This is a genomic window from Bacteroides parvus (assembly GCF_017309675.2).
Classification (GTDB): Bacteria; Bacteroidota; Bacteroidia; order Bacteroidales; family Bacteroidaceae; genus Bacteroides; species Bacteroides uniformis.
Genome location: NZ_CP084680.1, coordinates 988135 through 1012094 on the forward strand (window position 1 = coordinate 988135; position 23960 = coordinate 1012094).

General features: G+C 50.5%; 21 protein-coding genes. 6 read left to right on the forward strand and 15 right to left on the reverse strand.

The features are described 5' to 3' along the window. Window positions 1-145: 145 nt before the first annotated feature. From folK to JXR92_RS03955, 7 genes are all read right to left on the reverse strand, one after another. Window positions 146-622 carry a 2-amino-4-hydroxy-6-hydroxymethyldihydropteridine diphosphokinase gene (gene folK, locus JXR92_RS03925; protein ID WP_005825297.1) on the reverse strand — a complete coding sequence of 159 codons (477 nt, stop codon included), beginning with the start codon at window positions 620-622 and terminating at the stop codon, window positions 146-148. 2 nt (window positions 623-624) lie between these two features. After that, window positions 625-1683, reverse strand: a complete 1059-nt coding sequence (gene queA, locus JXR92_RS03930; protein WP_005825296.1) for a tRNA preQ1(34) S-adenosylmethionine ribosyltransferase-isomerase QueA — start codon at window positions 1681-1683, stop codon at window positions 625-627. 130 nt (window positions 1684-1813) lie between these two features. After that, a complete protein-coding gene (truB, locus tag JXR92_RS03935; RefSeq protein ID WP_005825294.1) occupies window positions 1814-2521 on the reverse strand; it encodes a tRNA pseudouridine(55) synthase TruB in 708 nt (235 codons plus the stop codon). A gap of 114 nt (window positions 2522-2635) precedes the next feature. Further along, window positions 2636-3427 carry an undecaprenyl-diphosphate phosphatase gene (locus JXR92_RS03940; RefSeq protein WP_005825291.1) on the reverse strand — a complete coding sequence of 264 codons (792 nt, stop codon included), beginning with the start codon at window positions 3425-3427 and terminating at the stop codon, window positions 2636-2638. Window positions 3428-3473: 46 nt separating this feature from the next. Then, window positions 3474-3716 carry a DUF3098 domain-containing protein gene (locus JXR92_RS03945; protein ID WP_117599949.1) on the reverse strand — a complete coding sequence of 81 codons (243 nt, stop codon included), beginning with the start codon at window positions 3714-3716 and terminating at the stop codon, window positions 3474-3476. Window positions 3717-3800: 84 nt separating this feature from the next. Further along, the gene (locus JXR92_RS03950) at window positions 3801-4676 is read right to left on the reverse strand and encodes a cell division protein FtsX (RefSeq protein WP_117965045.1); all 876 of its coding nucleotides are present in this window, start codon (window positions 4674-4676) and stop codon (window positions 3801-3803) included. An 82-nt stretch (window positions 4677-4758) separates the two neighbouring features. After that, window positions 4759-5658: a class I SAM-dependent methyltransferase gene (locus JXR92_RS03955; protein ID WP_005833996.1), complete on the reverse strand. Its 900-nt coding sequence runs from the start codon at window positions 5656-5658 to the stop codon at window positions 4759-4761. A gap of 372 nt (window positions 5659-6030) precedes the next feature. On the opposite strand from JXR92_RS03955, the gene JXR92_RS03960 reads away from it, so the two are divergent. Then, complete coding sequence (locus tag JXR92_RS03960; RefSeq protein WP_138346383.1) at window positions 6031-6534, forward strand: DUF3836 domain-containing protein; 504 nt, start codon at window positions 6031-6033, stop codon at window positions 6532-6534. Between the two features lie 102 nt (window positions 6535-6636). Here JXR92_RS03960 and miaB read toward each other — a convergent pair whose 3' ends face one another. After that, entirely contained in the window at window positions 6637-8010 is a 1374-nt protein-coding gene (gene miaB, locus JXR92_RS03965; protein WP_117599948.1) for a tRNA (N6-isopentenyl adenosine(37)-C2)-methylthiotransferase MiaB, read from the reverse strand. A 393-nt stretch (window positions 8011-8403) separates the two neighbouring features. Here miaB and JXR92_RS03970 point away from each other — a divergent pair, with 393 nt between their 5' ends. Both JXR92_RS03970 and JXR92_RS03975 read left to right on the forward strand, forming a co-directional pair. After that, the gene (locus tag JXR92_RS03970) at window positions 8404-8784 is read left to right on the forward strand and encodes a hypothetical protein (protein ID WP_117599947.1); all 381 of its coding nucleotides are present in this window, start codon (window positions 8404-8406) and stop codon (window positions 8782-8784) included. Window positions 8785-8869: 85 nt separating this feature from the next. Continuing rightward, window positions 8870-10366 (forward strand): acetyl-CoA hydrolase/transferase family protein, encoded by a 1497-nt coding sequence (locus tag JXR92_RS03975; RefSeq protein ID WP_117599946.1) that lies wholly within the window; start codon window positions 8870-8872, stop codon window positions 10364-10366. Between the two features lie 431 nt (window positions 10367-10797). Here the strand turns inward: JXR92_RS03975 and JXR92_RS03980 are convergent, their stop codons facing one another. The 3 genes from JXR92_RS03980 to JXR92_RS03990 are packed head-to-tail and all read right to left on the reverse strand — an operon-like array spanning window position 10798 to window position 16557. After that, complete coding sequence (locus JXR92_RS03980; protein ID WP_117599945.1) at window positions 10798-12204, reverse strand: TolC family protein; 1407 nt, start codon at window positions 12202-12204, stop codon at window positions 10798-10800. A 29-nt stretch (window positions 12205-12233) separates the two neighbouring features. Continuing rightward, window positions 12234-15413: an efflux RND transporter permease subunit gene (locus tag JXR92_RS03985; protein ID WP_138346380.1), complete on the reverse strand. Its 3180-nt coding sequence runs from the start codon at window positions 15411-15413 to the stop codon at window positions 12234-12236. A gap of 37 nt (window positions 15414-15450) precedes the next feature. Further along, a complete protein-coding gene (locus tag JXR92_RS03990; RefSeq protein ID WP_117599972.1) occupies window positions 15451-16557 on the reverse strand; it encodes an efflux RND transporter periplasmic adaptor subunit in 1107 nt (368 codons plus the stop codon). A 222-nt stretch (window positions 16558-16779) separates the two neighbouring features. Between JXR92_RS03990 and JXR92_RS03995 the strand changes: the two genes are divergently transcribed. Continuing rightward, complete coding sequence (locus JXR92_RS03995; protein ID WP_138346374.1) at window positions 16780-17691, forward strand: helix-turn-helix domain-containing protein; 912 nt, start codon at window positions 16780-16782, stop codon at window positions 17689-17691. Window positions 17692-17788: 97 nt separating this feature from the next. Here JXR92_RS03995 and dacB read toward each other — a convergent pair whose 3' ends face one another. Beyond that, on the reverse strand, window positions 17789-19228 hold the full coding sequence (gene dacB, locus JXR92_RS04000; RefSeq protein ID WP_138346371.1) for a D-alanyl-D-alanine carboxypeptidase/D-alanyl-D-alanine endopeptidase: 1440 nt from the start codon (window positions 19226-19228) through the stop codon (window positions 17789-17791). Between the two features lie 168 nt (window positions 19229-19396). Between dacB and JXR92_RS04005 the strand changes: the two genes are divergently transcribed. Further along, complete coding sequence (locus JXR92_RS04005) at window positions 19397-20668, forward strand: M1 family aminopeptidase (RefSeq protein WP_138346368.1); 1272 nt, start codon at window positions 19397-19399, stop codon at window positions 20666-20668. An 8-nt stretch (window positions 20669-20676) separates the two neighbouring features. On the opposite strand, the gene JXR92_RS04010 is transcribed toward JXR92_RS04005, so the two are convergent. Together JXR92_RS04010 and lpdA are read right to left on the reverse strand one after the other, a co-directional pair. Then, window positions 20677-21099 (reverse strand): putative signal transducing protein, encoded by a 423-nt coding sequence (locus JXR92_RS04010; RefSeq protein WP_057097314.1) that lies wholly within the window; start codon window positions 21097-21099, stop codon window positions 20677-20679. Between the two features lie 34 nt (window positions 21100-21133). Then, window positions 21134-22492, reverse strand: a complete 1359-nt coding sequence (lpdA, locus tag JXR92_RS04015; RefSeq protein WP_138346365.1) for a dihydrolipoyl dehydrogenase — start codon at window positions 22490-22492, stop codon at window positions 21134-21136. A 190-nt stretch (window positions 22493-22682) separates the two neighbouring features. On the opposite strand from lpdA, the gene JXR92_RS04020 reads away from it, so the two are divergent. Further along, window positions 22683-23630: a hypothetical protein gene (locus JXR92_RS04020; protein ID WP_206897486.1), complete on the forward strand. Its 948-nt coding sequence runs from the start codon at window positions 22683-22685 to the stop codon at window positions 23628-23630. On the opposite strand, the gene JXR92_RS04025 is transcribed toward JXR92_RS04020, so the two are convergent. After that, window positions 23627-23959 (reverse strand): DUF4907 domain-containing protein, encoded by a 333-nt coding sequence (locus tag JXR92_RS04025; protein WP_016272216.1) that lies wholly within the window; start codon window positions 23957-23959, stop codon window positions 23627-23629. The two genes, JXR92_RS04020 and JXR92_RS04025, sit on opposite strands and share 4 nt — an antisense overlap. Window position 23960 lies beyond the last annotated feature (1 nt).

The following is a 23960-nucleotide window of genomic DNA, read 5'->3' on the forward strand; positions in this document are numbered from 1 at the left end:
ATCGTTTTCGGGCGCAAAGATAGTGCAAACCGAACGCAGAACAAAATGAACTTGTTCATTTTTTATGCTGAGGTGCAGCCTATCTTCGCTTTCCGGAGGCAAAGATAAAAAAGAAATCTTGTATCTGCGCTACAGATAGCAGAGATTAACACTGATTTTGCAACAATTCCCCGATTGTCTTTCCCAATACCGGGTGCACCACGCCTGAAGCAATCTCCGCCAACGGCTCCATCACGAAACGGCGTTCCTGCATCAGCGGATGAGGAAGTTTCAGTTCGGGAGTATCCAGCAAAACGGGAGTACCGTCATCGGCAAAACAGAGCAACAGGTCGATGTCTATCACACGGTCGCTATACACTGCATTGACAGACTTATGCGTACGCCCCATCTCCCGCTCGATTTCCTGCGTCGTTTGCAACACCTCCAAAGGCGCCAAAGCAGTGTCTACGCAGAGTGCGGCATTCAGAAAAGTATTATCGGAAGAAAAGCCCCACGGAGCAGTAGCATAAAAAGCAGATAGGGAAATCACTTCACCTATCTGCTTTCTTATCTTTTGGACGGCCATGCGGAGGTTCTGCTCCTTATCGCCGAGATTGGTACCAAGACTGAAATAAACAACCATAATTACCGGTCTGTAATCAGCATCGCATCTCCATACGTACCAAAGCGGTACTCTTCCTTCAATGCCACATTGTATGCCTCCATCACCTGCTCGTAACCGCCGAAAGCGGCAACAATCATCAGCAGGGTACTGAGCGGCATGTGGAAGTTGGATATCATGGCATTGGCCACGGTAAAGTCGTACGGCGGGAAGATGAACTTGTTGGTCCAACCCTCGTATTCCTTCAAATGTCCGTCGGTGCTGACGGTGCTCTCGATGGCACGCATCACGGTGGTACCTACGGCACAGACTTGGCGGTTCAGGTCTTTGGCATGGTTCACAATCCGTACGGCTTCCTCGTTCACAATCATCTGCTCGGAGTCTGTCTTGTGCTTGGTAAGGTCTTCCACATCAATGTCTCGGAAGTTACCCAAGCCAGCATGCAGGGTGATGTAGGCAAAGTCAATACCCTTGATTTCCATACGCTTCATCAGCTCGCGGCTGAAGTGCAGGCTGGCGGTAGGCGCCGTAACAGCTCCTTCGTTGCGTGCAAAAATAGACTGGAAACGTTCGGCATCGTCCGGCTCTACGGGACGGTTGATGATGCTGTGGGGCAGCGGCGTTTCGCCCAGCGCATAGAGCGCCTTCTTGAACTCATCGTGCGGACCGTCGTAAAGGAAACGAAGCGTACGCCCGCGCGAAGTGGTGTTGTCGATAACCTCAGCCACCATGGAGTCGTCGTCACCGAAGTAGAGCTTATTGCCGATACGTATTTTACGGGCAGGGTCCACCAGTACATCCCACAACCGGAGCTCTTCGTTCAACTCACGCAACAAGAACACTTCAATACGCGCACCGGTCTTTTCCTTGTTACCGTACAAGCGGGCAGGGAAAACCTTGGTGTCGTTGAAGATAAACACATCTTTGTCATCAAAATAGTCCAGAACATCCTTGAACATCTTGTGCTCAATCTCACCCGTCTTACGGTGCAACACCAGCAGACGTGACTCGTCTCTGTACTTCGTGGGGTGCAAAGCTATCTTCTCTTCGGGAAGCTTGAATTTGAATTGCGACAGTTTCATAATTAGTTATGAGTTATAAGTTATGAGTTATTTATTATTTATATCAGTCTGTTTTAGTCATAAGAGGGTATGAGTTATCCGGCAGTATGCTACACTTCATAGCAAATAACTTATAACTCATAACTTATAACTAAATATCTATCTCCTGCGCCTCTATCCACTCTTTGAAATCGAGGGGATTGAGGCAGTCTGCCAGCCGGACGTCGCCTACACGGGTACGCTCCAAGGCGGTGAGGTGGGCGCCGCTCTGCAGGGCTTCGCCGATGTCACGTGCCAGGGCGCGGATATAGGTTCCTTTGCTGCATACTACGCGTACCTTTATCCACGGTTCGGCAATATCCAGCCCGTCGTCCAGCAGCTCTATCTCGTCGATGACGAGCAACTTGGGTTTCAGCTCTACCTCCTCTCCCTTGCGGGCAAGGTCGTAGGCACGTTTCCCGTTCACCATACATGCCGAGAAGGCGGGAGGCACTTGCTGTATCTCGCCGATGAACTTCTTCAGCGTCTCCTCCACCAGTCCGCGGGTGATGTGCTCCGTGGGATAGGTGGCATCTATCTCATGTTCCAGGTCGTAAGAGGGAGTGGTGGCACCCAACCGGATGGTGGCAACGTACTCCTTCGTGTGATACTGGAATTCCTCAATCCGTTTCGTGGCCTTGCCCGTACAGACTATCATAACCCCCGTAGCAAGCGGGTCGAGGGTACCGGCATGGCCTACTTTCAACTTCTTCTCCTTTATCCGCCGGCAGATGTGGTAACGCGCATGTCCCACAACCTTGAACGATGTCCATCCCAGCGGTTTATTGAAATAGAGGACTTCTCCTTCTTTAAAATTCATTGGCCTCTCCCCTAACCCCTCCTCGGTAGGGAGGGGGATAAAATGGTACAACTTAATATTTTTCTCTTATTGATTTCCGGAGTAATCAGTCTTTCCCCCACACAAGGAGGGGCTTTAGCTTAATATGAGCGTTATGACACCGGCTATCGCGCAATAGATGGCAAAATAAATCAGCTTGCCCTTCTTCACAATATTTATCATCCACTTGCAGGCCAGGCAGCCCGAAACAAAAGCAGCCAGGAAACCTACCACCAGCGAAAGCGTCGGAATATCCCCTGCAACCGCCTCACCTTTCATCATCTTCATTCCATCCAGCAGTGCCTCGCCCAGGATGGGAGGCATCACCATCAGGAAAGAGAACTGTGCCAGCTTCGCCTTGTTGTCGCCCAGCAACAGACCGGTTGCAATGGTGCTGCCCGAACGGGAAAGCCCCGGAAGCACCGCGCATGCTTGTGCCAGACCGATGATAAAGGCATCCTTCATGCTGATGTTCTCCTTCTGCTTCGGCTTATAATAATAGGAGAAAGACAGCAGCAGAGCTGTCAGCAGCAGGCAGCAGCCCACAACGACCAGTCCCGAACCGAAAATGGCCTCTACTTCGTCCTTGAAAAATACCCCCACAATGCCGATAGGTATCATGGATACCAGTATATTGATGACGTAACGTGTCTCCTCGTTCATCTGCCACTTGAACAGTCCCTTGAAAATCCAGTCAATCTCTTTCCAGAGTATCACCAGCGTACTGAACACCGTAGCCACATGTACCACTATCGTAAAAGCAAGATTCTCCTCTCCCTCAATGCCGAACAATGCCGAACCGATGGCAAGATGTCCGCTACTGCTCACCGGCAGATATTCGGTCAGTCCTTGAATAAGCCCAAGGATAAGCGCTTCAAACCATTCCACTGTTATGAATTATAAGTTATAAGTTATTAGGGTGTAAGGGGTTGGGTTACTGCTCCCCCGCGCCGCTGCCTTTAGGCTTGCGCAGCACGGCATATATCATGAACACAAACCCCAGCAGGCAAACCACCGGAGCCACCTTGATGCGTCTCACACTAAAAATGTCCGGCTCAAAGGTCGTCGGGGTAGACGCGGGACCGGTCATCAGAAGAAAACCAATGATAACCACCGCCATTCCGATGCCAAGCAGGATAAAATTGGTCTTATCAAAAGCAAATTTCTCTTTACTCATCTATACATTTACAATTTAACTATTTACAATTTACAATCTAACGTACCGTACTAACAGTACTTTCTCTCTATGCACTTTAAGGCGTCAAATATAATACAGCGTGCTTGCCTTCATCCTCAGATATTTGTTGATGGAGAGTAAAGCGCACAGCCACGTAATAAGTATGCCGAACACCAGCACGGCACCCGACACCAGCACCATCACCTCGGGCGTAATCACCTTGACCAGCTCCGGTTCGTAGGACACCAGCCAATAGGCGGTTCCCCACAGAATACTGTCGGCTATGAAAGCGGCCAGCACACCTATCCAGAAATTGCGCCGCAGAAACGGACGACGGATGAATGCCCAGCTTGCCCCCACCAGCTTCATGGTGTGGATAAGGAAACGCTTGGAATATATAGCCAGACGGATGGTGTTGTTTATCAGCGCAAAGGAGATAAACGTCAGTATCACAGCCAGCCCCAGAAGCATCAGGCTGATGTTCCTTATATTATCGTTCACGGCATCTATCAAGTCTTTCTGGTAGAGCACTTCCTGGATGTTGGTATTCTTTTTAATCAGTTTCTCTATTTTGGCGATGCTGTCCGAATTGGCATAGTCGGAATGCAGCTTGATTTCGATGGAGGCAGTGAAAGGATTGTAGCCAAGGAACTCTTGCGGGTCCGTACCCATCGCCTCAGTCTGCTCGCGGAGTGCCTGCTTCTTGGAAATGTACTCCGTCTGCTTCACAAAAGCCTCCTTGTCCAGCCTCTTCTGCAGCTTCAGGATGTCGCTCTCCTTCATGTCGTCACTGACAAGCACGGAGAAACTGATGTTCTCCTTGACGTACACGGAAAGATTATGAGCCGCGAGCACAAAGAATACGACCAGCCCCAACAGCAGCAACACCAGCGTCGTACTGATGCTGGACGTAATGAACTGCATGTCAAAATAGGATACCGAGTTATTCTTTCCTTTCATTATATCAATTATAAGTTACGAGTTACAAGCTACAAGTTATGTAAATCAGTCGCTATTAATCATTAATCCCTAATCCCTTTTCTCACCCTTTCTTCCTGAACACGTAAATCATGGAACTGCTGCGTTCCTTCTTCACCAACGCGCTGAACCAGGCCAGTGTACCGGTCACCATTCCCCGCAGGAAAGTACACGAGTGCCTCATGTGCTTTTCCGTCAGCATGGACACGTAGAAAGCATCGAACGGCATGGGATGCCGCTCTGCCATGATGAAGCCATGCTTGGAACCGAATTGCTGGATGGTGCCCGGTGTGAAGTGCCACAAATGGCGGGGCACATCGTAGGCAGCCCAGTAAGCCCCGTATTTCTTTGCATCGAAGGAAGAGCAGTTGGGCACAGCTACAATCAGCACCCCCTTTTCAGTCAGCAGGGAGTGCAGGGTTTCCCACGTTTCGTTAAGGGGTTCCAGATGTTCCATGACATGCCATAGGGTGATGACGTCGAAACTGCCCGGTGCAAAATCTTTCAATGCCGTATGGGGTTTCACATCCAGATTGAAGTGTTCTTTGGCAAAGGCACGCGCCTGCGCACTCTTTTCCACAGCTTCCACCTGCCAGCCGCGACGCTGCATGGCATCGGCAAAGTAACCGGTCCCCGTACCCAAATCCAGCAGACGGCCCTCCTTGCGGTGTGCTTCACGGACCACAAGACGTGCCTTGCGTCCCAGCATATAGTTGCGCACCCAGTGGTACACGGAGTTCATCGCCCCCTTGCGGGTATCGGTATGTGAAATGTAATCAGGAGTTTCGTAGTAACGACCGATTTCAGCCTCCACGGGAAAGTCTTGCGTGAAAAGGAAACCGCAATCCCGGCAGCGACACAAGTGGAACATTTCGCCCGAGGCATAATGGTCTACACATGTCAGGGCACGCTCCAAATGCGTTCCACCACATAACGGACAAGCTTTTATAGTGAGTTTATTCATCGAACGTTCTGCCAATAAGGAAGTGCAGCCCAAATGAAACAGACCACACTATACCTAAATTTGGTGCAAAATAACAAATAAAAAGTGATTTATAGGGCTTCCATTAAGGAGATTTAAGAAAACAAACGCTTACTCCGGCCAGCCGGCGGAACGAATGACCGACTGTTCGATATTAAGCGGACAACTGTCCGATAATGAACAGTTTTCGAAAGCATTTATTCATTGATTATCAACAACTTAAATATTTGGCATGGGAATTGACTATAATTAGGCGAAGGCGTTTGAGAAAAAGATTAGTTGGAATGCAACCTTTTAATCGGGAACAACGTCTAAAAGAAACAGAGTAAGTAACAACAATTAAAAATAAAGATTATGAAAACTACAAATTTATTCAAGGCAGTCGCATTCGTAGCAATGACTATCGTAAGCGTTATGAATACAGAAGTGAAAGCTCAGGAAAACAACTTCATCACCAATGAAGAAGTGAAAAACGAATTAGTAGTTGCCAAGACCATCTTTAAGCAAGACGGCGCACAACTTTACCGGCACATCCGTTATGAATACTCTTATGACGACCAGAAACGCCTGACCTGCAAGGAAGCCTCCAAGTGGGACGGTGCAAAAGATGAATGGATACCTTACTTTAAAATGACATACCAATATGGCAATGATGAAATCACCATGTCCTACGCACGTTGGAACGAGTCTCACAAGGCTTATGACAAAGACATGAAGAAAAGTGTGTATGAATTGAACGATGAAAACATGCCGGTAGCTTACAAACTCTACAACCAGGACGTTCCAAAGTCCGAATTGACCCTGGTAAGCTACAACAAGACCGACTACGTAGCGAATATTCTGGCCATGGCAGAATAAAATTTAAAGTTTATAATATGAAAAGCACGGGCCGTGAGGCTCGTGCTTTTATTCTATATACCGGTGTCATCATACTGATGTCATCGAGACTTTTCTATCCCGTCAGCCGGCTACCTCTTCTCCTTTCAGCGTAGCCGAACTGGATTCGGTAACCTTCACCATCACAAAATCGCCCACACGGTGCGTGCCACGGTCAAACACCACCACACGGTTCTGTTCTGTACGGCCGAACAACTGGTCGCGGCTGCGTTTGGAAACACCTTCCACCAGCACCTCGTACGTCTTGCCCACGCAACGGGCATTCGCCTCGGCAGAGAGACGGTTTTGCAAGGCGATGATTTCATTCAAACGGCGAATCTTCACCTCCTCGGGCACATCGTCCGGCAGGTGCTTGGAAGCATGCGTACCGGGGCGTTCGCTGTACTTGAACATGAAGGCGGAATCGTATCCGCACTCCTCCATCAGCGAGAGGGAAAGCTGGTGGTCCTCCTCCGTCTCACTATGGAAACCGGAGAATATATCCGTAGACAAGCCACAATCGGGGATGATGCGGCGGATGGCTGCCACGCGGTCCATATACCACTCGCGGTCGTACTTGCGGTTCATCAGCTTCAGGATGCGGCTGCTCCCACTCTGCACCGGCAGGTGGATGTGCTTGCATACGTTGGGCATGTCGGCGATGACCTGGAGAGTTTCGTCGCTCATGTCTTTAGGGTGCGAGGTGGTGAAACGGATACGTACGCCCGGCGCTGCCTCTGCCACGGTGCGCAGCAGCATTGGGAAGGTAACCGTCTCTCCGTCCGGCTTCTCGAAGCGGTAGGAATTGACGTTCTGTCCCAGCAGGGTAACTTCCTTGTAACCCTTTGCCACGAGGTCGGCCACTTCATTGAGGATGCTTTCCACATCACGGCTGCGCTCGCGGCCACGGGTGTAGGGAACGATGCAGTAGGTACAGAAATTGTTGCAACCACGCATAATGGACACGAAGCCGGAGATGTGGTTTCCGCAGATGCGCGAGGGAATGACATCCCGATAGGTCTCTGTAGTGGAAAGCTCCACGTTGATGGCTTTCTCACCGGCCTCTACCGAGGCAATCAGTTCGGGCAGAGTAAGATAGGCATCCGGTCCCACCACCAAGTCCACATGATGGTTGGTGATTAAGTCGTCCTTCACACGCTCTGCCATACAGCCCAGCACACCCACTATCAAGCCGCGTTTCTTCTTCTTAAGCGAATGGAAGAATTCCAGACGGTTCAGAATCTTCTGCTCCGCATTGTCGCGGATAGAGCAGGTATTCATAAACACCGCATCGGCTTCCTCCAGGGTGTCGGCCACCGAATATCCCGCCATCTGCATGACGGATGCAATCACTTCACTGTCGGCCACATTCATCTGGCAGCCGTAAGTCTCGATAAACAACTTCTTGTTGTCATCAGCAGTTGCAGATTTAAAGTCTGCTCCCGTTACTTTTTCCATAATCAATTCGTTTAAAATCAGTTTATATCATAAGTTGGTATCTGTCATTCGGAGCGCAAAGATACTTCTTCCCTCCCAATAAACGGATGAAATGAAAGAAAAATGCCATTACAAGTTGTCAATCTGCGCCTTATCAGCTAATTAATGTTAAGAGAATAAACATTTTCCGAGTGTTAATTTGGCATAGAGCAAATTAATTCACAAATTTGTGGAATGAAAGAAACATTAGATTTTTTCATAGTTAAGGTTTAGGTTAAAAAAATTAAGGGGAGCTGTGAAGCTGCCCTTTTTTATTACCAATTCCTTGGCTGTAATCAGATTAAATAATAACTTTGCCCAAAAGCAAAGATAAGAGATAATTGCACTATCTTTGGGTGGAAAATCAAAAAGAATATGGAAGATGTCTTCAAGTTTCTGTTAGTTGCGGCTGTCATAGTAATCGGACTCGTCAAGCAGTTTAAGAAAGAAGCAGATAAAAACGCTGACAAGAGTCCCGACATACCTATGCCCGACGTCGACAACCCACTGCCCGAATACTGGGGCGAAGACACTTACGGAGGCTTTATTCCCGAAGGCCCCAAACCGACAGAAAAGCCCAAGCCGGTATCCAAACCGTCTGCCAAATCCAAGCACACTTCCATAAAGGCTTCCCCTCCCTCCCCGGCATCCCGTCCGCAGGAATCTGATGAAGCAATGTCCGAATACGGCATCCACTCGGCAGAAGAAGCGAGGAAAGCCATTATCTGGTCAGAAATACTTCAACGAAAATATTAAAGAACGGATAGTTTACAGTCGATAATTGCAGAACCAATTACGAGCCCCTTCAGAATCTTTACACGAAAAAATAACTATTTATATTATGGCACTCAATTACATTTCGGCAGCAGAAGCTGCGAGCCTCATCAAACATGGCTACAACATCGGCTTGAGCGGATTTACCCCCGCAGGAACAGCCAAAGCCGTTACGGCTGAATTAGCAAAAATCGCGGAAGCAGAACATGCAAAAGGAAACCCGTTCCAGATAGGTATCTTCACCGGTGCTTCTACCGGAGATTCCTGCGACGGTATCCTTTCACGCGCTAAAGCTATCCGCTACCGTGCTCCTTACACCACCAACGCTGATTTCCGCAAAGCCGTGAACAACGGTGAAATAGCCTACAACGACATCCACCTTTCACAGATGGCTCAGGAAGTCCGTTACGGTTTCATGGGAAAAGTGAATGTTGCCATCATCGAGGCATGCGAGGTTACTCCCGACGGTAAAATCTACCTGACGGCAGCCGGCGGTATCGCTCCGACTGTCTGCCGCCTAGCCGACCAGATTATCGTGGAACTGAATGCCGCCCACAGCAAGAGTGCCATGGGTCTGCACGACGTCTACGAACCCCTAGACCCTCCTTACCGCCGCGAAATCCCCATTTACAAGCCGAGCGACCGTATCGGCCTGCCCTACATCCAGGTAGACCCGAAAAAGATTGTCGGCGTAGTGGAGACCAACTGGCCGGACGAGGCACGTTCGTTTGCCGCCGCCGACCCGCTGACCGACAAAATCGGGCAGAACGTGGCCGACTTCCTTGCCGCCGACATGAAACGCGGAATCATTCCGCCTACCTTCCTGCCGTTGCAATCCGGTGTGGGCAACATTGCCAATGCCGTACTGGGCGCTTTGGGACGTGACAAGACCATCCCTGCTTTTGAAATGTACACAGAAGTTATCCAGAACTCCGTTATCGGACTTATCCGCGAAGGCCGCGTGAAATTCGGCAGCGCCTGCTCACTGACCGTAACGAACGACTGTCTGGAAGGTATCTACCAGGATATGGACTTCTTCCGCGACAAACTGGTGCTCCGTCCGTCGGAAATCTCTAACAGCCCGGAAGTGGTGCGCCGACTCGGTATCATCTCCATCAACACTGCCATCGAAGCCGACATCTACGGCAACGTGAACTCCACGCACATCGGCGGAACCAAGATGATGAACGGCATCGGCGGAAGCGGTGACTTCACCCGCAATGCCTATATCTCCATCTTCACTTGTCCGTCCGTTGCCAAGGAAGGTAAAATCTCGGCTATCGTGCCGATGGTTTCGCACATAGACCACACGGAACACGATGTCAATATCATCATCACCGAACAAGGTGTGGCCGACCTCCGCGGCAAGAGTCCGAAAGAGCGTGCACAAGCCATCATCGAAAACTGTGTCCATCCGGACTACAAGAACATACTGTGGGATTACCTGAAGCTGACCGACGGCAAATCACAAACTCCCCACGCTCTGCGCGCCGCACTGGCTATGCACGCTGAGCTGGCCAAAAGTGGAGACATGAAGAATGTAGACTGGGCACAGTATAAATAAACCGCTCCCTCAAAGGCGGAGAGAAACCGCCCGAAAGATATGCCGCGTTGCATGTATATTTCCGGTTTGCTGGATCTATATATGCAACGCGTTGCATATATAGATGGAACACGCTGCATCTATAGATCCAACAACAAGCTATTTCAGTACCTACTACATCCCTGCATCAATTCCTGGCAAAACCTCCTTCTTACCGGTAAACTCACTATCTTTTGCTTCAGTTTCCTTTTCAGTTTCTTCAATCGATCTCTCACCGAGCCAACACTTATCGTTCGCATTGAGTGAAAAACTGCAATAATTTGTCCAGAGAAATACTTGCCTCCATTTGATCCCTCCTATTCATTGAAAACGGGCTGTCCTGGAATCACTTCCCGGACAGCCCTTCCTTCACATTTAAAATGAAGATGCAGAGAGAGTAGTATGATGACACTCTATTCCTGACCTCCTCCTAACGCCTTGTAGAGGTTAATCAGGCTTTGTATTTCAGAAAATCGATTTGCCGTCTGTGCCAGTTGTGCGTTGAGCAATGTCTGCCGGGCGGTAAGCACCTCCAGATAGGTGGTGTTGCCATGCTCCATCAGCAGGGAAGTGCTGCGGGCAGCTGTCTGCAAGGAAGCTACCTGCTTGTCCAGCAGTTCGCTTTTGGATAGGCTTGTCTGCCAAGCAGTCAAGGCATCGTTCACCTCGCTGCCTGCATTCAGCAATGTCTGCTGGAAGGCAAGGGAAGCCTCCTCCTGCTGGGCACGGGCTATGCGGTACTGTGCAATGACCTGCCCGCGGGCAAAGAGCGGCTGCGTCAGCGAACCCACTGCCGAAGCCAGGAACTTGCCGGGATTCACAATCATTGAACCGGCGGAATTGGTCCAGCCCGCACTCCCACCCAGCGTAATGGAGGGATAGAAGGCGGAACGCGCCGCATTGGTACCGTAGAACGCCGCTTCCAGTGTCCGCTCGGCTGAGCGGACATCAGGACGGCAGGAAAGCAGCCGGACAGGAATCCCTATGGAAAAGTCCGCGGGGAACTGCTGCTCTGCCAGCACACCGCGCTCGTAATGACGGGGCGTCTCTGCCAGCAACAGCGCAAGGCTGTTCTCCACCTGGTTTATCTGTTCTTCCAAATCAAGCACGGAAGTCTGCACCTGATAGTATGTGGCCTCCATCTGCGACACGGCAGACTCATTAGCCATGCCCGCATTCATCAGGGCACGGGTGGAAGCAACGGTTTCCCGCCACGTCTCTTCGGTCTGCCTGGAGATGGCAAGCTGCTCGTCCAACATCAGTAAGGTATAGTAAGTATTGGCTATCCCGGCAATGAGTTGGGTGCGCACGGCCTGACGGTAGTCCCGGCTCTGCGCATAGAGTGCCTTCGACTGTTTCTTGGCATTACGCATACGACCGAAAATATCCAGTTCCCAACTGGCAGTGACGGGCAACGAATAGGTCTGCGTAGCCTTGTGAGTGTCAAAGCTGCTCACCGTGCCCTGCGGTGCAAGGGCAAAGGAGGGCAGAAAAGCAAGCTTTGCGGACAGCAAGGTGGCTTCGGCTTCCTCCACACGGAGTTGTGCCAACTGGTAGTCGGTATTGTTCTGTAGCCCTTGCCCGATGAGTGCCTGCAGATGCGGGTCGGTGAAAAGCTCGTGCCAGTCCATGCCGCCCAGGCCAAGGTCCAGGCTGTCTTCGGGAGCCACCGGAGAACCGTCGGTGCTCTCCGTAAAAGTGGCTATTTCTTCCCCGTAGAGGCCGTCGGGGACCTCGGTAGCGGGTTTGTATTTGGTGTACACGCCGCAACTGCTGAACAGCAAACCGGCGGCGGACAATAGGATGATATGTTTCTTCATTGTTCCAATCTGTTTTTATTTTATTTTCCTCAATCTTTCGCCCGTTCTGCCTCACTCTTCTGCTTTTCAAGCAATACCTGCATATCGGCTTCTTCCTCCATTGGCGGACGAACCTTCTCCTGCAAGTACTCAAAGATGATATAGAATACGGGAACCACAAATAGCAATGCCAATGTTCCTACAAGCATACCGCCTACTACACCCGTACCCAGCGAAGAGTTGCCGTTGGCACCCGCACCTCTCGAGAACATCAACGGAAGCATACCGAATATCATCGTCAGCACCGTCATCAGGATAGGACGCAGGCGGACCTGGGCGGCCGAGTAGGCCGATTCCACAATGCCCATTCCCTTGCGGCGCCGCTCAATGGCATACTCCGTAATCAGAATAGCTGTCTTGGCAAGCAGACCAATCAACATAATTACACCCGTCTGCAAATAGATGTTGTTCTCCAAGCCAAGGACTTTGGCAAAGAGGAACGAACCCATCAGCCCGAACGGTACGGAGAAGATGACCGCAAACGGCACCAGGAAGCTCTCGTAGAGACATGCCAGAATGAGATAGATAAGGAAGATACAGATGGCATAAATAAAGACAGTCTGCGCACCACCGGTATTGGCTTCCTCACGTGCCATACCTCCGTACTCGTAACCGTAGCCCAGCGGCAATGTCTGTTCCGCCACTTCCGCAATCACTTTCTGCACTTCACCGGACGAATATCCTTCTGCCGGATTCACGTTGGCAGAGATGGCGCTATACAGATTGAAGCGGTTGGCCGTCTCCGGACCAAGCACCCGATTCAATGTCACAAACTGGCTGACCGGAGCCATCTCCGTACCGTTGCGCACAAACATATTACCCAGTGCCTGTTCGTCCAGACGATATTCGGGCGATGCCTGCATCATGACGCGGTATACCTTACCGAACTGGTTGTAATTGGAGATATAAGCTCCACCGCAATAACTGCCCAACGCGTCGAGCACCACACTCGGCGAAATGCCCGCACGCTTACACTTGGCCGCATCTACATCTACCGATACCTGCGGGAAGTTCATAGCATAAGAGGTATACGCCATAGCCACCTCAGGACGCTGGTTCAGCGCACCCAGGAACTGTATCACTGCCTCGTAGAACGTTGCCATGTCACCGCCCGTTCTGTCCTGGAGGTTCAGCTCTAAGGAGTTACCCATACCGTAGCCCGGAATCATACCCGGCTGGAAGCTGAATATCTGCGCCTCCTTCACACCGTAGAACTGGGCATTGAGGCGTGCCACCACAGCATCGGACGTGTGTTCGCTCCCCTTTCGCTCACCCCAGTCCTTCAGACGGATGATGATGGTGCCGTAGGAAGTTCCCTGACCGGACATCAGCCCGTAGCCTGCCACCTTGGCATAGTGCTCTATCTCTGGTGTGCTCTTCAGAATATCCTCCAACTTGTTCATCACCTTCGTAGTTTCTTCCAGCGTGCTTCCCGGTGAGGTGCTGACGTTCACCATGATGACACCCTGGTCCTCCTGCGGCACAAGCCCTGTCTTGGTGGTGCTCATCAAGTAAACCAGCAATACGACGGTAGCCGCCAATGAAGTCCACACCATCCAGCGGCGGTGGATAAAGAACATCACACCTTTCTTATATTTTCCCAGCACGGCGTTGAACGAAGCATTGTATGCCACGCGCACCCGTCCGTTGATGCTCTTCGCACTCTTCGTGCCGTCCGACGGACGCATCATGATGGCGCACAAGGCGGGGCAAAGCGTCAATGCCGAAATCATGGAGATGCCCACTGCCGTTGCCATCGTAATGCCGAACTGCGTATAGAACACACCCGAAGTACCACCCATAAACGTCACGGGGATAAACACCGCCATGAACACGCAGGTACAAGAGATGATAGCCATCGTCACATCGCCCATCGCATCCTTCGTGGCAAGGTAGGGAGACTTATATCCGGCGTCGAACTTGGACTGCACCGCCTCCACCACCACGATGGCATCGTCCACCACCGTACCGATGGCAAGCACCAGTGCAAACAGCGTCAGGATATTGAGACTGAACCCCGCAGCCACCAGGCAGGCAAACGTACCGACCAGCGACACGATAATGGAGATGGACGGTATGAGCGTACTCTTGAGGTCCTGCAAGAAGAAGTACACCACCAGGATTACCAGGATAATGGCAATCACCAGCGTCTCCACCACATTGTGTATGGAAGCGAAGAGGAAGTCGTTGGAGCTCATCATCGTCACAAACTCCGTCCCTTCGGGCAGGCTCTTCCTCATCTCGTCTATCTGTGCAGTAATCTGCTTGTTGACGGCGGTTGCGTTGGAGCCTGCCGTCTGGAACATCATGAAAAGTACAGCCGGCTTGCTGTCCATCTCACTGCGGAAACTGTAAGTCAACGTACCCAGCTCCACATCCGCCACATCTTTCAGACGAAGCACGGAACCGTCGCTCTGCGAGCGTACCACCGTATTCTGGAATTCCTCCACACTTTTCAGGCGTCCGCGATATTTCATCGTAAACTGGAATACGTTCTTAGAACTCTCGCCCAGCGAACCGGTAGGCGCCTCGATGTTCTGCTCGCCCAATACGGCGGTCACATCCGAAGGAACCAGTCCATACTGCGCCATCCGTTCCGGTTTCAGCCAGATACGCATGCTGTATGTATCGCCCAGCTCCATTACATCACCCACACCTTCGATACGCTTAATCTGCGGAATCACGTTGATATCGAGGTAATTGGCTAGGAAAGTCTGGTCGTAGCGTCCGTCGGTGCTTACCAAAGCACCGATTTGCAGGAAGCTGGTCTGGCGCTTCTGGGTAGTCACACCGATTTTCGTCACTTCGGCAGGCAGCAGTCCCTGCGCCTTGGATACGCGGTTCTGTACGTTCACCGCAGCCATGTCGGGGTCCGTGCCCTGCTTGAAGTAGACCTGTATGGTGGCAGAACCGGCATTGGTGGCGGTAGAGCTGATGTACATCATGTTCTCCACACCGTTGATACTCTCTTCCAACGGCATGATGACACTGTTCAATACGGCTTCGGCGTCGGCACCGGTGTAGTTGGCGCTGACGTACACCGTGGGAGGTGCAATATCAGGATACTGTTCCACCGGCAGCGTAAAGAGCGAGATAAGCCCTATCACCAGAATCAGTACGGAGATGGAGATAGCCATCACCGGCCGCTTTATAAATATATTTCCTTTCATCTTAATGGGTCATTGATAGTTGATAAATAGCAGTTCATTATTTCACCTGTGTCCCTTCGCGCAGCAGTCCGGCACCGGTGGAAACAATCTCGTCGCCGACTTCCAGTCCGTCCAGCACTACGTATTCGCGTCCGTCATTTATTCCGGCCACGGTAATCAAGGCAGAAACGGCCTTGCCATCCACTACCTTATATACCACTGTCTTGTCCTGCAACTGCACGGTGGCCTCTTGCGGAATCACAATACAGTTCTTATAAGTGGTAGGCACCACCACCGTGCCCGACGCCCCACTGTGGAGCAGGCGCGATTCATTGGGAAATACCACACGTGCCACTACCGTACCCGTCTGACGGTCAATGACGCCACTGATGGACTCGATGGTTCCTTTCTTGTCATAGACGGAATTGTCGTTCAGTCTCAGTTCCGCTTGAGGCATGTTCTTCAACGCCTCGTCCATGCTTCCGTATTGGCGGGTCAGGGCAAGCAACTGGTTTTCGGTCATGGAAAAGTAAACGTACATGTCGCTGTTGTCACTGACCGTTGTCAACGGCTGCGGCAGGCTGGGGCTGACCAATGCTCCTGCACGGTAGGGCAATGCCCCCACCACACCGTCGCTGGGACTCTTCACTTCCGTATAGGAGAGGTTGTTGCGCGCACTTATCTCCTGGGCTTCGGCCTGCGAGAGCTGTGCCTTGGCGGTAAGATAGGCGTTCTCGGCAGTCTTCAGACTAAATTCCGAAACCACTTTCTGCGCATACAGTTCCTTGTTGCTATTGTAAGTCAGTGCAGCAGTAGCCAGTGCAGCGCGTGCAGCCTCCACATTGGCCACGGCCGTTTTGAGGGCAGCCTTGTAGGGCACTTGGTCGATAATGAAAAGCGACTGTCCGCGGCGCACCTTCTGCCCCTCAGTCACACAAAGCTTCTCAATGGTACCCGACACTTGCGGATAGATATCTATGTCCTGCCGTCCGCGTATCGTTGCCGAATACGAAGTGGAAAGCTCTTTGTCTGTCGCCTCCACTTTCATGGTAGCGTAAGAAGGTTTCATTCCGGAAGCATCCGTTGCCTGCTTGCAAGATGCCAAACACATTGTACAACCGACAATCCCTATCAGCCGTATCCATTTCCTGTTTAATGTAATCATACTCTTTCTCATTGTATTTTTGTTAAAACTGGTGGCAAAAGTAGGAGAAAGGAACAACGCCATAATGACCAATTACACTCCAAGGATATCCCTTTTTCGACATTCATCTTTTTTAAGGCTAATGAATTGTCTATAAATGACATATAGAACAAGAAAGCCGCATAATGGAACATTCCATATTTCCCATTATTCACCAACTTTGCAAAACGAAAAAGGAAGAATATGGAGAAAGGGAACATAAAAATCGTAGAAATCGCGGACTTTAAGAACAGCGAACATGTCCTTGACTATGTAGACAATGACTTTGTCATAATCAACAGTCTGGAGGGAAGCCCCTACAATGAAGATACAATAAGATTAGGATGCTTCCTTATCGCTATCTGTCTAGAAGGCTGTATCCAGTTGGACGTCAACTACAAAACCTACCAACTGGAAGCAGGCGACTTACTGCTCGGCCTTCCCAATACCATTATCAGCCACGCGATGGTAAGCCCAAAGCACAAGATAAGGCTTGCCGCATTCTCCACACAGTTCCTACAACGCGTGGTCAAGATGGAGAAGGATACATGGAATACCGTTATGCATATCCACAACAATCCCATAAAATCTGTCGGGGAGGAAGGAGACAAGGAAATCTTCAAATTCTACCGGGAACTGCTTATGGCAAAGATAAACGACGAGCCTCATCCCTATCATAGGGAAGTGATGCAACACTTGTTTTCTGCCATTTTCTGTGAGATGTTGGGACACCTCAACAAAGAAGTGAACCCTTCAGCAATGACAGCCGATACAAAAGAAAGCATCAAACAGTCCGACTATATCCTGTGTAAATTTATAGAGATGTTGTCCAAAGACAACGGCATACACCGTTCTGTAGGATATTATGCCGATGCACTCTGCTACAGCCCCAAACACTTTTCGAAGGTTATCAAACAAGCGTGCGGACGTACACCGCTTGACTTGATTAACGAAAGTGCCATCGAGCACATCAAGTACCGGCTGAAGCATTCGGACAAGTCCATCAAGGAGATTGCAGAAGAATTTAATTTCCCCAACCAGTCTTTCTTCGGGAAGTATGTGAAGTCTTATCTGGGTATGTCTCCGGCACGCTACCGCAATACGAAAGAGGAATGATTTCCCCTACTCTTGGGGCTCACTCCGTAAAGGTCTGCATTAGGAAGCTAAACCTTAACTTTACGACGCTAAAGGTCAACTTTACGATGGCTAAACCTCAACGTATCACTTCATCACACACCGCATCCTGGAAAGCGCGTGCTTCCCTGCCCGACAGTGCATTCTGGTTCATGATGGCAAAGGCTATCTCGTGTCCGTTGCGGGCTTTAAGGTAGCCGGCCAGGCAGTTGATGGCGGTAAAGGAACCCGTCTTGGCATGTACATTTCTGTGGGAAAGGGTGCCTTTCTTCATGCGGAACTCCAGTGTACCGTCCACGCCGCCAATGGGCAAAGCCTTATAAAGTTTCTGGAAAACATCCGTACGCGAGTAGGCATATCGCAGGAAAGAAACCAAGAGTTCCGGTGAAATGTAGTTGTAATTGGAAAGGCCGCAACCATCTGCCAGATTATACCTATCGGGGTTATATCCCATCTCTTTTATCAGCATGCGGATGGCAGAAAGCCCGTCCTCGGCAGAGACACGCTTCTTTCTGCTGCTCTGCACACCCAACCGGCAGAGCATGGCTTCGGCATTGAGATTATCGCTCTCCTTCATTATCTGTTTCACCACATCCTGCACGGAAGTTTCATAGGAAGCCATCCGCACGGAAAGACTGTCTTGCCGGAACTCGCCGAAGAGGTAAGAGACTTCCGCTTCTGCCGCCGGAATGCACCGGATGCCTCGTGCCTGCAACCGTTCCATAAAGGTATGCATGAAGAAGTCCTGCGAAGAAAATATATTGACCGTACCTGCACGGCGGGCATCGACGTTGCCCGTCACGGTGATGTTGTTCCCGTTCACCAGCCAGTCGCGCGACACACGGAAACGTCCGGCAGAAGGGGTACGGCTTTGGGTCTTGTTCGTCAGTGTATAATAGGAAGAGGCGGGAGTGCATTCAAGGCGTGCGCTGTCGCCCCGTTCGCCGGGTGTGGCGGTAACCTTCACCACTCCTTTATTCAGCATCAGCGGTGAGAGGTAGGGCTGGAAGGAATAGGGAGTATCATCCCACAACCAGCCGCTGCCCCAGTACAAGGAGTCTTTCATGGAGACATCTCCATACACCTTGCCTTTGATGACAGAGAAGGGGAAACGGGCCACGGCAGCCACCAGGGAATCCAATGCCTCTTCATCAAACTCCGGGTCGTAACCGCCTATCACATACATATTCCCCTGCAAGGTATCGCGCTCAATGGTTCCCTGATACCACACTTCCGTACGGAACGGCTCGTCGGCTTCGGGACGGGAAAGGGCGGTAATGGTGGTCAGCAGCTTCATGGTGGAAGCGGGACGGGAAAGCTTGTCCGCCTGATAGCCGTACAAGGGCTTGCCGGCAGTCAGGTCATAGACCGAAATGGCCACATTAGAGCCTGCGGGAAGTTTGTGTTCTATCAACGCATCAATCCGCGCAGAGAGCGGCTTCACCGGAGTTACCGTCTCTTGGGACCACAATGGGAGCAGGCAGACGGATAAAATTAACAGCAACAATATCCTTTTCATAAATATATTTATCTTTAAAGGCAAAAGTACGACAATCTTACAAATGAACAATAACCAGGTAGTCTTTTCATAAATTATATCCAGCCATCCATCTTAATATTCCTTTAAAAATACTACTTTTACATAGGCAAAATCTCCCAGTTACTATCACTCTAAAATTGATGTACCATGAAACTACAACTTACAATTGCCAGCTTTACAATATGCCTCCTTTTCTCCCCCATGCTTCGGGCACAAGAATCTCCGCGCATTGTCAGTTATGACTTAACCGTACAGATTGATGTACCGAACCGACAGGTCGAAGTAGGCGGTTCGTTTGAAGTTGATTTCCAGGACAGTGACTCAATCTCGTTGGTACTATGGCGCCATGCCCGTATCGACACACTACGCCACAACAGCCGGGAGATAACCTACCGTTTCGATACGCTTGCCCCAGCACCTGCCCAATTCATTCCCGACGGACGGACCTTGACCCTCTACCGGCCGGCAGGAGCCGATGACCGCTGCCGCATAAATACCCGTTACACACTCTACATGCAGGAAGTGCAGGGCCCTGCAAAATCATTCAATGACCATTGGATTGAACTTGGTTACTATACGGGATGGTATCCTGTCTGCAACGGTAACCGGGCAGATTATTCGCACTTACGAATCGGCATCACTGACGGTTATACGGTGAGCGGCTCAGGTATTATTTCCCATACAGAAGAAGGGATGTGGGAAATGGAGCAACCTTGGGAGAATTTCGACAATGTTATCCTGGCTTCACCCATGCTGAAAAGCCGCCGCATCAATGATAACGGAACTACCATTGAACTTATCTATACAGACTTCCCGGATGCCGGTGCAGACTCGGCACTTCAATGTTGCCACAATGCCTTGAAATTCTTCCGACGCCTTTATAAAATTGCGGGAGATGAGGATATTTACATGAAATTCCTGCTTTCAGCTTCCGGCACCTCAGGAGGGTACAGCCGTAAAAATTTCATTATGCTCAGTTCACGAACATTCAATGAATATGTACTCAAGAACACCGCCCACGAAATCGGCCACTTCTGGTGGAACAAGGCTCCGGTGGAATCCTGGCACGACTGGCTGAACGAATCTTTTGCCGAATTCAGTGCTTTGCAATACATACGCCACGCCCGCGGCGAGAAAGCCTATGCCGCTTACATCGACGCCTATCGTAAGGAAACACGCCATATCCGTCCTATCTGGGGTATTGACCGCAACGACCGCGAAGCGCATCTTGCCCTCTATAGGAAAGGGTCAGTACTACTCGCCGACCTGCTTGTCCGGGTGGGTGAAGAACCTTTCTTCAACTTTCTGGCAGGTGTCATCCAAGCCCATATAACAGACACATCGGCTTTCCTGGATTTTGCGGAAAGCCGATTGGGACGTAAAAACCGGGACTGGATTGAAAAGCGGTTAAAAGAATAAACACCTGATTATTCTTCAATTGTTCCTTTCGCCACCGGCTTCTCAAAATGAGTGCCGCACTTCCTGCATACATACTCCCAATGCTCAGTGCCCGGAGGTGCGGCCGACAATGCCGCAATAACAGCAGCCACCACAGCACGCACCCGATGGCTCTTCTTCAGCACAAACTTAATCTCATCCGAACCGCAATGGGGGCAGTACCTCAACTGTTCCGGAATCATCTGGTTCCGTTCAAGCAGACGGAGGGCATTGTCATATTCGTCCTCATAGACAAATATATCCACTCCCGTGACATCACGGACATATCCGCGCATCACGGAAGACATGTTTTCATTATGCAAAACAGACGCAATGCCCTCATTCTTCAAGGCACCCTGAATAACATGTGCCTGAAAGGCATCGTCGCAGGTGATTAGCTTTACGGTTTTCATCTTTTATGTTTATATGAAACAATAGTCATGGGTTCTACAATGCCTCCTTGAATATCTCTCCCACCGTGGGGTGCGGAAAGACAATCTTCTTCCATTCATCGGCAGTAAGTTTCAGCTCAATGGCCATGCCTGCCAACGTGATGATTTCCGAAGCGGGATTACCCAAAACATGTGCCCCCAATACGGTATCGTCGCCACCCAACAGTAACTTGCAGACACCGTTCACACCTTCGTTCTCGGCGACGAAACGACCGCTGTACGCCATCGGCAGCTTCACTGCACGGTAGGCTACGCCTTTCTTCTGAAGGGATTCTTCCGTCTCGCCCACACCGGCTATTTCGGGATTGGTATATACCACGCCGGGGATGGCACGGTAGCTCATGGCATCCTTCTTGCCAATGATGGAATGTATGGCTACTTCCGCCTCGCGAACGGCTGTATGCGCCAGCAAGGAATATCCCGTCAAGTCACCGCAAGCATATACTCCGGGAACGGAGGTCTGCATCTGTCCGTTGACAAAGACATTTCCGCGCTCCGTTCTTTCCAAGCCCAGATTCTCCAATCCGAAGCCTTTCATTACCGGACGGCGCCCGACACTCATCAGAAGCCGTTCGGCAACGACGGAACCGGGACCGTCGGCTGTTTCATAATTCACCTGGATAAGGGAAGAAGCTTCGGCAGTATCCGGCATGACAGACACTACTTTTGCACTCAGCATGAACTTGATTCCCCGCTTGGCGTACTCTGCACGGAGCATACCCGCCAGCTCTCGGTCCATACCGCCTCCCAGTATCTCGTCCAGCATCTCGACGACAGTTACCTGCACTCCCAGGCTGTTGAAGAAAGAAGCGAACTCCATACCGATGACACCGCCGCCGATGATGGCAAGCGAAGCGGGCAGTTCCTTGTTATCCAGCGCATCACGATGAGTCCAATAGGACACTTTGTCTATGCCGGGAATGGCAGGGACAAAGGTTTCGGAACCGGTGCAGAGCAGCAGGTTCTCGCATTCGTAGGTTTCTCCGCCGCACTCCACATGATTCTTGTCCGTCACTGTGGCCTCTCCACTGACAATCGTCACACCATGGGCAGTCAGCTTTCCTTTGACTCCCAATACCAGCTTGCGCACTACCTTCTGCTTGCGGGCAATAATCTTGGGCAAATCAAACGATACTTCGGGCACACTGACCGCATACTTCGAAGCATGGCGGGCTCCGTCATAGGTCTTGGCCGAATACAACAAGGTCTTGGTAGGGATACACCCTTCATTCAGGCACACTCCACCGAGACTCTGCTTCTCAAATAGTACGACACTCAATCCTGCTTTTCCGGCAGCTTCGGCAGCAGTATATCCCGCAGGACCTCCACCGATAATGGCAACTTGGTATTTCATGGAATCAATGATTAATGGTTAGTGATTAGTGGTTAATTTGTGCGCAAGTTAATAAAACCCGTATTATCCGGCAAAAAAGAGTACTTCTTTCTTTCGGAGAATACACCGTAAAGAGGAAATAATTATCTTTGTCGTGCAGCATTTACAAAGAATGCCACGTCCAATGGACATAAATCAAATAATAACCAACATGAAAACGACTGACTTATTCCAACCCATCCTTCTGTTCGCTCTTTTTCTTTGCGGCTTGACAGCTTGTAGCAACGACGATGACCTTCGCCTCTCGCCCATGCAGGAAACTACTCTGGATGGAGATGCCTCTACCCTGCAGATAGACCTGACACGTAGTGACTGGCGCATTGCCTCCATCACCACCCTTGGCGGAACCACAATGGTAGACACCAACAACCGCCCCTTACAGTTGGAAGGCTTGGGAAGCCTTCACTTCCGCTGGTTTGACCTCACCCGCGAGAACGAAACCCGGCTCACACTAAAGACTGAAGATAATTTCGACGGAGAAGAACGCGGGCTTATCCTCAACCTTGAGATGAAGACGGGCTTCTACAAAGAACAAATCACCATACGGCAAGCGCCATGCGAGAATTTCTATCAGATAGAATCCATTGAATACAGCGTGGAAAATAATGACGGGGTGGAAGAAGCCGGGACGGAACCCGACAAGAGTACCTATAAAGATGAAACTATGGGCAACACAACCGGAAAGCATGACCATTATCCGTTCATCAACAAATGGACAGAATACGCATTCTTGCTCAACGACCACTCCAACGATGTCTTCAACTGGATAGACCCGAAGAAACGCAGCATCTACCTGCCCGACCGTATAGAAGACGGAAAGGTGGTGATGGGGCAACAACAGCTATTCTTCCTTGCCCAAGGCAAGTACTACAAAGAAGACGAATTGAGATATAAACATTTTGAAATGGATATAGTGGGCATGAAATGGAACATATACACTTCAACCATCTACTACAAACGGCTTCAAGTGACATTCACCGCCACTCTTTCACGTCCCGGTAGCGATACAAAGAAGGTACTCAAGGGTAAATTCATGCAGAGATACCCTTATGACTGCTCGGAAATACATCACGAAGTAAAGGATTCTTTAGAAGATTAGAGTCCGGTGTCTGTCAGACAAGACTCCACCTCCTCCCTGCTCAATGCCGGAGCTTGCCCATCGGCAAGCTTGCGGCATACCAACCGACCGGCCGCCAGCGCTTCCACCTTTGTTGCAAATGGCAGGCGACCGCTCAAAGCAGGTATAAAAGGTTGATATATCAGGGTATCGGCTCCATGCAGCACCACGTAGCCGTAACCGCCTTCCACCTCCATCACCCGGCATTTCAACTCATTGCCACCGCCGGCAGTATGACCCGAACAGCAAGAAAGGCATACCGCCATCACAGCCGGTACACCTATCTTTATCATCATAAACATCAGCTTCATA